Here is an 11,951-nt window from a genome sequence, read left to right on the forward strand (position 1 = left end):
GAGCTGACTGGCGTTTTGCCGGAAGGCGGCGCCTTCCGGAGGGGCGTTGCGAATTAACGCTTGTCCATCGGGGGCACGTCGCGCGTGACCGAACCGGTGAACAACTGGCGCGGACGGCCGATCTTGTAGTCGGGATCCGACAGCATTTCGTTCCACTGGGCGATCCAGCCCACCGTGCGGGCCAGCGCGAAGATGGCGGTGAACAGCGAGGTCGGGATGCCGATGGCGCGCTGGACGATACCCGAGTAGAAGTCCACGTTCGGGTACAGCTTGCGCTGGACGAAGTACGGATCCGACAGGGCGATGCGTTCCAGTTCCATGGCCAGCTTGAACAGCGGGTCGTTTTCCAGGCCCAGGGCCGAGAGCACTTCCTTGCAGGTTTCCTGCATCAGCTTGGCGCGCGGGTCGTAGTTCTTGTAGACGCGGTGGCCAAAGCCCATCAGGCGCACGCCCGAGTTCTTGTCCTTGACCTTCTCCATGAACTCGCCGACCTTGTCGATGCCGCCGTTGGCTTGCAGTTCTTCGAGCATCTGCAGGCAAGCTTCGTTGGCGCCGCCGTGAGCCGGACCCCACAGGCAAGCCACGCCAGCCGAGATCGCGGCAAACGGGTTGGTGCCCGACGAACCGCACAGACGCACGGTCGAGGTGGAGGCGTTTTGCTCGTGGTCGGCGTGCAGGATGAAGATGCGGTCCAGCGCGCGCTCGACGACTTCATTGACCTTGTAGTCTTCGCACGGCGTGGCGAACATCATGCGCAGGAAGTTGCCCGTGTAGGACAGGTCGTTCTGCGGGTAGATGAACGGTTGGCCTTGCGAGTACTTGTACGCCATCGCAACCAGCGTCGGCATCTTGGCGATCAGGCGGATGGCCGAGATGTGACGATGCTGCGGGTTCGTGATGTCGGTGGAGTCGTGGTAGAACGCGGACAGCGCGCCGACCAGGCCCGTCAGGACGGCCATCGGGTGGGCGTCGCGGCGGAAACCACGCAGGAAGAAGTGCAGTTGCTCGTTGACCATCGTGTGATGGGTCACTTGCGAGTCGAAATCGGCCTTTTGCTCCTGGTTCGGCAGTTCGCCGTTCAGGATCAGGTAGCAGATGTCCATGAAGTCGCAGTTCACGGCCAGCTGTTCGATCGGGTAGCCGCGGTACAGCAGTTCGCCCTTGTCGCCGTCGATGTACGTGATGCCGGATTCGCACGCGGCCGTCGACATGAAGCCGGGGTCAAACGTGAACATGCCCGTCTGGCCGTAAAGCTTGCGGATGTCGATCACATCCGGACCGACCGTGCCCTTGTAGACAGGGAACTCAATGGGTGCGCTGCCATCCGAGAAGGATAGAGTGGCTTTTTTGTCAGACAGGTTCATGTTTATTCCTCTCAATTAATCAGAGCGCGCGCATCTGGCCAATAATGCCTCGAAGCCTGGGCGTATCCAGCTCACCTTCGAGTTCCTTACGGGCCAGCAGCAGATCGAGAAGATCGTTGTCTCCCATCTCGAACAGCTGGGTCAATGCGGCCACGTCATCATCGGTAAGTTCAGCCTCGTGGGCATCCAGATACCGGGTGATGATCAAGTCGTTTTCGAGCAGGCCGCGGCGCGCCCGCCAACGCAGTCGCGCCCGCTCCAGTTCAGTCAGCCTGCTCATTCGTACACCTCAAATACACAAAAACTAAACCGTGCGGCGGACCATCAGTTCCTTGATCTTGCCGATCGCCTTGGTCGGGTTCAGTCCCTTGGGACAGACGTCGACGCAATTCATGATCGTGTGGCAACGGAACAGGCGGTACGGGTCTTCCAGGTTGTCCAGACGCTCGCCGGTGGCTTCGTCGCGGCTGTCGGCGATGAAGCGGTAGGCTTGCAGCAGGCCGGCCGGGCCGACGAACTTGTCAGGATTCCACCAGAACGACGGGCAGGAAGTGGAACAGCACGCGCACAGGATGCACTCGTACAGACCGTCCAGCTCTTCGCGCGCCTCGGGCGACTGCAGGCGCTCTTTTTCGGGCGGCGGCGTGTCGTTGATGAGGTACGGGCGGATCGAGTGGTACTGGTTGAAGAAGTGCGTCATGTCCACGATCAGATCGCGGATGACCGGCAGACCGGGCAGCGGACGCAGCACGATCGGTTCCTTCAGTTCGCGCAGGTTCGTCGTGCAGGCCAGACCGTTCTTGCCGTTGATGTTCATGGCGTCGGAACCGCACACGCCTTCACGGCACGAGCGGCGCAGGGCCAGGCTGTCATCGACGTCGTTCTTGATGCGCACCAGCGCATCGAGCAGCATCTTGTCGGTGGGCTGGAGTTCGACGTCCAGCTTCTGCATGTAGGGACGCTCGTCCTTGTCCGGATCGTAGCGGTAGATTTCGAACTTGACGATTCTCTTGGTGCTCATAGTAGGCTCAATCCGGACTTAGAAGGTACGCGCCTTGGGCGGGAAGGATTCGACCGTCAGCGGCTTCATCTGAACAGGCTTGTAATCCAGGCGGCTGCCTTCGGAGTACCACAGCGTGTGCTTCAGCCAGTTCTCGTCGTCGCGCGTCGGGTGATCGTCCAGCGCGTGCGCGCCGCGGCTTTCGGTGCGGGCGGCGGCCGACTTGATCGTGGCGCGGGCCACTTCGGTCATGTTCGCCAGTTCCAGCGCCTCGACGCGGGCGGTGTTGAACACCTTGGACTTGTCCTTGAAGTAGATGCTGTCGGCTTGCTTGGCCAGATCTTCGATCTGGGTCACGCCTTCGTTCAGCAGCTCCAGCGTGCGGAACACGCCGCAGTGGCGCTGCATCGAGAAGCGGATGGCGTTGCCGATGTCTTGCGTCTTTTCGCCGGAGGTGCGCGATTCCAGCTTGTTGATGCGATCCAGCGAGAATTCGACGGCCTGTTGCGGCAGGTCCTGGTGCGCGCGCTGGCGCTCCGGATGCGAATTCACGATGTGGTTGCCGGTGGCGCGGCCGAACACGATCAGGTCGAGCAGCGAGTTCGTGCCCAGGCGGTTCGCGCCGTGGACCGAGACCGCGGCACACTCGCCGATGGCGTACAGGCCGTTGACGATCTTGTTCTCGCCGTTTTCGCGCGTCAGCACCTGGCCGTGATAGTTGGCCGGAATGCCGCCCATCTGGTAGTGGATGGTCGGGACGACGGGGATCGGTTCCTTGATCGGGTCCACGTTGCCGAACTTGATGGCGATTTCGCGGATCGAAGGCAGGCGCTTGTTGATGACGTCGGCGCCCAGGTGATCGAGCTTGAGCACCACGTAGCTGCCGTCCGGACCGCAGCCGCGGCCTTCCTTGATTTCCTGGTCCATCGAACGCGACACGAAGTCGCGCGGCGCCAAGTCCTTCAGGGTGGGCGCATAGCGCTCCATGAAGCGCTCGCCATCCTTGTTCAGCAGGATGCCGCCTTCGCCGCGCACGCCTTCCGTGATCAGCACGCCCGCGCCGGCCACGCCGGTCGGGTGGAACTGCCAGAATTCCATGTCCTGCAGCGGGATGCCGGCACGGGCAGCCATGCCCAGGCCGTCGCCGGTATTGATGAATGCATTGGTGGAAGCGGCCCAGATACGGCCCGCGCCGCCGGTGGCCAGCACCGTGGTCTTGGCTTCCAGGATGTAGATCTCGCCCGTTTCCATTTCGAGGGCGGTCACGCCCACGACGTCGCCGGCTTCGTTGCGCAGCAGGTCCAGCGCCATCCATTCGACGAAGAACTGGGTGCGCGCGGCAACGTTGCGTTGGTACAGGGTGTGCAGCAGGGCGTGGCCGGTACGGTCGGCAGCGGCACAGGCGCGCTGGACCGGCTTTTCGCCGAAGTTGGCGGTGTGGCCGCCGAACGGACGCTGGTAGATCGTGCCGTCGGGGTTGCGGTCGAACGGCATGCCGAAGTGCTCGAGCTCGTACACGGCGTTCGGTGCTTCACGGCACATGAATTCGATGGCGTCCTGGTCGCCCAGCCAGTCCGAACCCTTGACGGTGTCGTACATGTGCCAGTACCAGTTGTCTTCGCTCATGTTGCCCAGCGAGGCGCTCACGCCGCCTTGCGCGGCCACGGTGTGCGAACGCGTGGGGAACACTTTGGAGAGCACCGCAACGGACAGGCCCGCTTGGGACAGTTGCAGCGAACAACGCATGCCGGCTCCGCCGGCGCCCACGACCACCACATCAAACTGGCGGCGCGGCAGGGATTTCAGGACAGAGACCACGGCTTAAATGCTCCAGAGGATTTGCGCGAAGTAAACGACCGAACCGACCAGCCAGAGGATCGTCAGCACTTGCATCAGCAGGCGCACGCCCACCGACTTGACGTAGTCCATCCAGATGTCGCGCACGCCAATCCAGGCATGCCAGGCCAGCGCAATGAATGCAAGGGTGGCCAGGATCTGGCCAACCGGAAGAACGCCCACGTAGAAATTGAACAGCGCGGTCCAGTGTTCGTACGTGAAGGCCGGCATCATCAGGATGCCGATGAGCAGCACCAGCGTGTACACGGCCATGATGACGGCGGTGATGCGCTGGATGATGAAATCCATGACGCCATAGTGGGCGCCGACGACCAGGCGCTTGGGTCCGTAGTTTTTAGCGGCGGCCATTTACAGCACTCCGAACAGTTTGAGAGCGAACACCAGGGTCAGCGCGAGGCTGACGCCAAACACCACGCCGGCGCTCTTCTTGGAGGACTGCTTGTCGATGCCGATGTGCAGATCCAGGAGCAGGTACCGGATGCCCGCACAGAAGTGATGCAGGTAGCCCCAGACGAGGACGAGGAAAACGAGCTTGACGATCGGGTTGCCGGCGTACGCGGCCACGGCGGCGAACGTCTGCGGTGCGGCCACACTGGCCGCGAACAGCGGCAGAATGACCAAGGGAAGACAGAGGAACAACAACGCGCCGCTTACGCGGTGCAGAATGGACAGCTTGCCGGCCAGGGGCAGGCGGTAACTGGCAAGTTGCGCAATACCAATATTGCGAAACTGCGGACGTGGCTTGGCAGCGGTGTCGGACATGACGGCCTCGGTGTTTCGGAACTAGGGAATCGTTACGGCTAAATCGCCGCGGCCCTTGCGGGCAAACGCGGTATTTTCGCCCAGAGACGGGTTGGTATCAAATCGTAGGTAAAAAGCTCATCAATTCAGACTATTGCGGTAGTGGTATCGATCGGTCAAGTACAACCCCCGGCGGATTTCCATGGGGCGGTCACCGTATGTGTAAGACACCCGGTCTACCTGCAACAACGGCGTGCCGGCGGCAACATTAAGCAGCGTACAGACTTCGGCCGGCGCGGCGACCGCGCGCAGCTTCTCGTCCGCGCGCACCATGCTGACGCCGAACTCGGATTCAAAAAGGCCATAGAGCGGCGCCTTGTTGGCGGTCAGCAGCTCAAGGGTAAGACCACGGAATATGGAACCGGGGAGCCAGATGTCGTCCAGCACGGTCGGTGTCTGCCCCATGGACAGCAGGCGGCGGATCATGACGACGGTCTCGCCGGCGCGCAGGTCCAACGCGCGGGCGATCTCGGCGGGCGCGCGGGTGCGGCGGCATTCCAGGATGCGGCTTTCGGCGCGGCCGGCCTCGCCCTCTTCGTCGGGGGCCAGGCGCAGGAAACGGTAGCGCACGCGGGCTTCGTGATGGGTGGCGACAAAAGTGCCCTTGCCCTGGCGGCGCAGCAGCATGTGCTCGGCGGCCAGCTCATCGACCGCCTTGCGCACCGTGCCCTGGCTCACCTGAAAACGGGCGGCCAGATCGATTTCGCTGGGGATGAGCTCGCCGGGCTTCCATTCGCCGCGTTCGAGGCTTTGGACAAGCAGATCCTTGATCTGGCGGTAGAGCGGACTGAAAGCGGCTCCCTCGCCCGTTGGACGGGCGGCGCGATTGCGTAAGGAGGTTTCGGGCCTAGGCTCTGCCATGGATCTTCTTGAAAGTGTCATGTTTATCCGGATGAATGAGAAGGCAGCACCAAGGGATGCAGACTCATCCGTATGCGCTGCTGCCGCCGGCCTGATGGCTTGATAACAGGCGCGCGGCCCAGTGGGCCGCGGCGCATTCGAATAAACGCTCTATTGTGGCATATCGGGAGGCGAGCTGTCCAACGTCTTATGTCTTATATAAGATAGAAGATCAATTGACGCTTACGTTAATTCGATCTAGGATTCAAAGCTGTCCGCGCGACGCGCAGCGCCCCTGGCGGCCGCTTGTTACCGCGCCCAACGATTACACTGATTGGTGAGATTTTTTTCTCGCCAAACCATTACGGAGAACGTCCATGTCCAAGCCTGCCTTGCGTGTCGCCGTCACCGGCGCCGCCGGCCAAATCGGTTACGCACTGCTATTCCGCATCGCCTCGGGCGAAATGCTGGGTAAAGATCAACCCGTCATCCTGCAACTGCTGGAAATCCCCGACGAGAAAGCGCAAAAGGCCCTGAAGGGCGTCATCATGGAACTGGATGACTGCGCCTTCCCGCTGCTGCAGGAAGTCACCGCGCACAGCGACCCGCGCACCGCCTTCAAGGACGCCGACGTGGCCCTGCTGGTTGGCGCCCGTCCGCGCGGCCCGGGCATGGAACGCAAGGACCTGCTGTCCGTCAACGCACAGATCTTCACGGCTCAGGGCAAGGCCCTGAACGACGTCGCCAGCCGCAACGTCAAGGTCCTGGTCGTCGGCAACCCCGCCAACACCAACGCCTACATCGCCATGAAGTCGGCGCCGGACCTGCCCGCCAAGAACTTCACCGCCATGCTGCGCCTGGACCACAACCGCGCCCTGTCGCAACTGGCCGCCAAGTCTGGCAAGGCCGTCGCCGACATCGAAAAGCTGGTCGTGTGGGGCAACCACTCGCCCACGATGTACCCCGACTTCCGCTTCGCCACCGTCGGCGGCGAATCGCTGTCCAAGCTGATCAACGACGACGCCTGGAACCGCGACACGTTCATCCCCACCGTGGGCAAGCGCGGCGCCGCCATCATCGAAGCCCGTGGCCTGTCCTCGGCCGCTTCGGCCGCCAACGCCGCCATCGACCACGTCCGTGACTGGGTCCTGGGCAGCAACGGCAAGTGGGTCACGATGGGCATCCCGTCGGACGGCTCCTACGGCATCCCCGAAGGCATCATCTACGGCGTGCCGGTCACCACCGAAAACGGCGAATACAAGCGCGTCGAAGGCCTGGAAATCGACGCCTTCTCGCGTGAGCGCCTGGACTTCACGCTGAAAGAGCTCCTCGAAGAGCGCGACGGCGTCAAGGACCTGCTGAAGTAAGCAGCTTGCAGTAAAAGGATTGGGCCCGTTCATGCGGGCCCAATCCTTAAGCGGGACCGCATTGCGCGCGGCAGCTGAAGTGCCGCAATACATGCCCGATGCATGCCGCAGTTCGTACGCATTAAATACCGCAGTACCGTGAAATACACCTGTCTCTTCGCTCTCTTCGCGAAAGATCTTGCCGCGGGGATTGTCGCGCAGGGGACAGATTTATTTTTCGGACCCGCGATAAGGTCGTGGGCTACCACGAACAGGAGACAACCATGGCCAGACCCGAATCGCCCGGCGCCCTCTTTCGCCGCGCGCTCGCCGAAGAGAATCCGCTGCAGATCATCGGCGCCATCAATGCGAACCACGCCCTGTTGGCCAAGCGCGCCGGCTATCGCGCGATCTACCTGTCCGGCGGCGGCGTCGCGGCCGGCTCGCTGGGCCTGCCGGACCTGGGCATCAACACGATGGACGACGTCCTCACCGACGTGCGCCGCATCACCGACGTGTGCGACGTGCCCCTGCTGGTGGACATCGACACCGGCTTCGGCCCGTCGGCGTTCAACATCGCCCGCACCGTCAAGAGCCTGATCAAGTTCGGCGCGGCCGCCTGCCACATCGAGGACCAGGTCGGCGCCAAGCGCTGCGGCCATCGGCCCGGCAAGGAAATCGTCACCACCGAGGAAATGGCCGACCGCGTGAAGGCGGCCGCCGACGCGCGCACCGACAGCGATTTCTACCTGATCGCCCGCACCGACGCGATCGCCTCGCACGGCGTGGACGCGGCCATCGAACGCGCGCTGGCCTGCGTGGAAGCCGGGGCCGATGCGATCTTCGCAGAAGCCGCCTACGACCTGCCCACCTACGACCGCTTCGTGAAGGCCGTCAAGGTGCCGGTGCTGGCCAACATCACCGAGTTCGGCAAGACGCCGCTGTTTTCGGTCGAAGAACTGAAGAGCGTGGGCGTAGGCATGGTGCTCTACCCGCTGTCCGCCTTCCGCGCCATGAACAAGGCCGCCGAAGCCGTTTACACCGCGATCCGCCGCGACGGCCACCAGAAAAACGTCGTCGATCTGATGCAGACGCGCGAAGAACTGTACGACCGCATCGGCTATCACGAATTCGAATCCAGGCTGGACGCGCTCTTCCAGAAGGGCAAGGCCTAGTTGCGCAACGTCAGGCGCGCGCCGCGGCAGACCTGCGGCGGCGTCCGTCCCATTGCATCTTCCATCGCGTAAGGAAAGGAGTAGAGACATGAGCACGGCTCCCAAGAAGCAAGAAGCCAAATCGGACGCCAAGCCGGAAGAGAAAGCCGGTTTCAAGCCCAAGAAGTCGGTTGCGCTGTCCGGCGTGGTCGCGGGCAACACCGCACTGTGCACCGTCGGCCGCAGCGGCAACGACCTGCACTATCGCGGCTATGACATCCTGGACATCGCCGACACCAGCGAGTTCGAGGAAATCGCCCACTTGCTCGTCCATGGCAAGCTGCCCAACAAGGCCGAACTGAAGGCCTACAAGGAAAAGCTGCGCAGTCTGCGCGGCCTGCCCGCACAGCTGCAGGTCGCCCTGGAAGCCCTGCCCGCCGCCAGCCACCCGATGGACGTGATGCGCACGGCCGTGTCGGTGCTGGGCTGCGTGCTGCCCGAGAAAGACGACCACAACACCCCGGGCGCGCGCGACATTGCCGACCGCCTGATGGCCAACCTGGGCTCGGCCCTGCTCTACTGGTACCACTACAGCCACAACGGCCGCGTCATCGACGTGCAGACGGACGACGACAGCATCGGCGGCCACTTCCTGCACCTGCTGCATGGCGAAAAGCCCAGCGACGAATGGGTCAAGGCGATGCACATCTCGCTGAACCTGTACGCCGAGCACGAATTCAACGCCTCGACGTTCACGGCCCGCGTCATTGCCGGCACGGGTTCGGACATGTTCTCGGCCATCTCGGGCGCCATCGGCGCGCTGCGCGGTCCCAAGCACGGCGGCGCCAACGAAGTGGCGTTCGAAGTGCAGAAGCGCTACGAAACGCCGGAAGAAGCCGAGGCCGACATCCGCCGCCGCGTGGAAGCCAAGGAAGTCATCATCGGCTTCGGTCACCCGGTCTACACGGTTTCGGACCCGCGCAACAAGGTCATCAAGGACGTCGCCAAGAAGCTGTCCAAGAAGGCCGGCACCACCAAGATGTTCGACATCGCCGAACGCCTGGAAACCGTCATGTGGGACGTCAAGAAGATGTTCCCCAACCTGGACTGGTTCTCGGCTGTCAGCTATCACATGATGGGCGTGCCCACCGCCATGTTCACCCCGCTGTTCGTCATCGCGCGCACCGCGGGTTGGTCGGCCCACATCATCGAGCAGCGTATCGACAACAAGATCATCCGCCCCACCGCCAACTACGTGGGTCCGGAAGATCAGAAGTTCGTGCCCATCGACAAGCGCAAGTAACGACACGCGCAAGTAAGGCGATCGAGGGCGCGGCATGGCCACCTGTATTCACTTTTCCGAAGAGGTACTGCTATGTCTGCCCCGATCTCGAACGTACGTCCCGAGCCCGACCAGGTCCTGGCCGATATCGCGGACTACGTGCTCAACTACGAAGTCCGCAGCGATCTCGCGTACGAGACGGCACGCAACTGCCTGATCGACACGCTGGGCTGCGGCCTGGAAGCGCTGGAATACCCGGCGTGCAAGAAGCTGCTGGGTCCGGTCGTGCCGGGCACGGTAGTGCCGCAAGGCGCCAAGGTGCCCGGCACGCAGTTCCAGCTTGACCCGGTCCAGGCGGCGTTCAACATCGGCACGATGATCCGCTGGCTGGACTTCAACGACACCTGGCTCGCGGCCGAATGGGGTCACCCGTCCGACAACCTGGGCGGCATCCTCGCCACGGCCGACTGGCTGTCGCGCACGGCGGTCGCGGCGGGCAAGCCGCCCCTGTCCATGCGCGACGTGCTGACCGGCATGATCAAGGCACACGAAATCCAGGGCTGCATCGCCCTGGAAAACTCCTTCAACAAGGTGGGCCTGGACCACGTCGTGCTGGTCAAGGTGGCGTCCACGGCCGTGGTTGCGCAGATGCTGGGCCTGACCCGTGACGAAGTGATCAATGCGGTCTCGCTTGCCTGGGTCGACGGCCAGAGCCTGCGCACCTACCGGCATGCCCCCAACACCGGCAGCCGCAAAAGCTGGGCGGCCGGCGATGCCACCAGCCGCGCGGTGCGTCTGGCGCTGATCGCGCGCACCGGCGAAATGGGTTATCCGTCGGTGCTGACCGCCAAGACCTGGGGCTTTTACGACGTGCTATTCAAGGGGCAGCCGTTCAAGTTCCAGCGGCCCTACGGCAGCTACGTCATGGAAAACGTGCTGTTCAAGATTTCGTTTCCCGCTGAATTCCATGCGCAGACCGCCGTGGAATGCGCCATGCAGATCCACGATCTGCTCAAGTCGGCGGGTAAAAGCGCCGACGACATCAAGCAGATCCGCATACGCACGCACGAAGCGTGCATCCGCATCATCGACAAGAAGGGACCACTGAACAATCCTGCCGACCGTGACCACTGCATCCAGTACATGGTGGCCGTGCCGGTGCTGTTCGGGCGCCTGACCGCGGGCGACTACGAAGATGAAATCGCGCAGGATCCGCGCATCGATGCGCTGCGCGCCAAGATCGTCTGCGTGGAAGACCCCGCGTTCACCAGCGACTATCACAACCCCGCCAAGCGCTCGATCGCCAACGCGCTGACCGTACAGTTCAACGACGGCTCGGCGCTGGATGAAATCGTCTGCGAATACCCCATCGGCCACAAGCGCCGCCGCGCCGACGGCATTCCGCTGCTGGAGGCCAAATTCCGCACCAATCTGGCGCGTGTGTTTCCGCCCCGTCAGCAGCAGCGCATTTTGGCGGCGTCGCTGGATCAGGAAACGCTGGAAGCGATGCCGGTTCATGAATATATGGATTTGTATGTGATCTGAGGGCGTCCGGCTGACGGGAGGTGTAAGCGGCAGGCGTCTGCTGCTCACACCGGCGCGCATACAATGCGGCTTTCCTCCATCGGATCGCGCCATGGCCATGCTCTGGGTCAAGACCTTTCACATCGTCTTCATCGCTTCCTGGTTTGCCGGATTGTTTTATCTGCCGCGCATCTTCGTGAATCTGGCGCAGACCTCGGACACTGCTGTCCAGGAAACGCTGCTCGGCATGGCGCGTCGCCTGTACCGCTTCACCACCATCCTCGCGGTCGTGGCCATCATTTTCGGGATGTGGCTGTACGTGGGTTACCGCATCGGCGTGGGCCCGGGCAATGGCTGGATGCACGCCAAGCTCTTTTTCGTGCTGCTCGTCATCGGCTACCATCACGCCTGTGGCCTCATGCTGCGCAAGTTCGAACAGGGCAAGAACACCCGTTCGCACAAGTTCTATCGCTGGTTCAACGAAGTTCCCGTCTTGCTGCTCTTGGTGGTGGTGGCGCTGGTCGTCGTCAAACCCTTCTGATACCCCTACCTTTGCACATTCGCCAGGATTCGTATGTCCTCTGATGAACAGGACCGCCCGCGCAAGACGCTGACGATCAAGAAAACGGCCCGCGACGCTCAAGCCGAGGGCGCGGCCAAACGCACCCGCACCGGCGCCCGCGCGCGCCTGGTCGCGCAGATCGAGCGCGCCCGCGACAACACCGAACGCCAGAAGGACCCCGAGGGCTACCAGCGGCGCCAGGAAGAAGAGGCCCGCAGCGC

12 protein-coding genes and 1 pseudogene are annotated in these 11,951 nt (G+C 62.8%); 6 read left to right on the top strand and 7 right to left on the bottom strand.

The window, feature by feature from the left end; translation table 11 throughout:
• Positions 1-53: 53 nt before the first annotated feature.
• From B3446_RS21190 to B3446_RS21220, 7 genes are all read right to left on the bottom strand, one after another.
• Entirely contained in the window at positions 54-1,364 is a 1,311-nt protein-coding gene (locus B3446_RS21190) for a citrate synthase (RefSeq protein ID WP_006218129.1), read from the bottom strand.
• A gap of 19 nt (positions 1,365-1,383) precedes the next feature.
• Positions 1,384-1,644, bottom strand: a complete 261-nt coding sequence (locus tag B3446_RS21195; protein WP_056567847.1) for a succinate dehydrogenase assembly factor 2 — start codon at positions 1,642-1,644, stop codon at positions 1,384-1,386.
• Positions 1,645-1,668: 24 nt separating this feature from the next.
• Positions 1,669-2,385, bottom strand: a complete 717-nt coding sequence (locus tag B3446_RS21200) for a succinate dehydrogenase iron-sulfur subunit (protein WP_056322095.1) — start codon at positions 2,383-2,385, stop codon at positions 1,669-1,671.
• A gap of 18 nt (positions 2,386-2,403) precedes the next feature.
• Positions 2,404-4,182 (bottom strand): succinate dehydrogenase flavoprotein subunit, encoded by a 1,779-nt coding sequence (gene sdhA / locus B3446_RS21205; protein ID WP_191576708.1) that lies wholly within the window; start codon positions 4,180-4,182, stop codon positions 2,404-2,406.
• Between the two features lie 3 nt (positions 4,183-4,185).
• Positions 4,186-4,569: a succinate dehydrogenase, hydrophobic membrane anchor protein gene (gene sdhD / locus B3446_RS21210; protein ID WP_008161843.1), complete on the bottom strand. Its 384-nt coding sequence runs from the start codon at positions 4,567-4,569 to the stop codon at positions 4,186-4,188.
• Entirely contained in the window at positions 4,570-4,983 is a 414-nt protein-coding gene (gene sdhC / locus B3446_RS21215) for a succinate dehydrogenase, cytochrome b556 subunit (protein ID WP_056567860.1), read from the bottom strand. It abuts the gene before it with no gap.
• 120 nt (positions 4,984-5,103) lie between these two features.
• Positions 5,104-5,883, bottom strand: coding sequence for a GntR family transcriptional regulator (locus tag B3446_RS21220; protein ID WP_056322083.1), 780 nt, complete (start codon positions 5,881-5,883; stop codon positions 5,104-5,106).
• A 356-nt stretch (positions 5,884-6,239) separates the two neighbouring features.
• Between B3446_RS21220 and B3446_RS21225 the strand changes: the two genes are divergently transcribed.
• The 6 genes and pseudogenes from B3446_RS21225 to B3446_RS21250 form a co-directional block, all read left to right on the top strand.
• On the top strand, positions 6,240-7,229 hold the full coding sequence (locus B3446_RS21225) for a malate dehydrogenase (protein ID WP_054429535.1): 990 nt from the start codon (positions 6,240-6,242) through the stop codon (positions 7,227-7,229).
• Between the two features lie 263 nt (positions 7,230-7,492).
• Positions 7,493-8,383: a methylisocitrate lyase gene (prpB, locus tag B3446_RS21230; protein ID WP_175122897.1), complete on the top strand. Its 891-nt coding sequence runs from the start codon at positions 7,493-7,495 to the stop codon at positions 8,381-8,383.
• A gap of 88 nt (positions 8,384-8,471) precedes the next feature.
• Positions 8,472-9,665 (top strand): bifunctional 2-methylcitrate synthase/citrate synthase, encoded by a 1,194-nt coding sequence (gene prpC / locus B3446_RS21235; RefSeq protein ID WP_128827699.1) that lies wholly within the window; start codon positions 8,472-8,474, stop codon positions 9,663-9,665.
• A gap of 72 nt (positions 9,666-9,737) precedes the next feature.
• The gene (locus B3446_RS21240) at positions 9,738-11,189 is read left to right on the top strand and encodes a bifunctional 2-methylcitrate dehydratase/aconitate hydratase (RefSeq protein ID WP_291384744.1); all 1,452 of its coding nucleotides are present in this window, start codon (positions 9,738-9,740) and stop codon (positions 11,187-11,189) included.
• Positions 11,190-11,280: 91 nt separating this feature from the next.
• Positions 11,281-11,709, top strand: a complete 429-nt coding sequence (locus B3446_RS21245) for a CopD family protein (RefSeq protein WP_175122899.1) — start codon at positions 11,281-11,283, stop codon at positions 11,707-11,709.
• 33 nt (positions 11,710-11,742) lie between these two features.
• A pseudogene (locus tag B3446_RS21250) lies at positions 11,743-11,951 on the top strand (DNA methyltransferase); the annotation flags it as partial.

The sequence above is a fragment of the Achromobacter sp. UBA5777 genome (assembly GCF_002418565.1).
GTDB classification, from domain to species: Bacteria; Pseudomonadota; Gammaproteobacteria; order Burkholderiales; family Burkholderiaceae_B; genus Achromobacter; species Achromobacter animicus.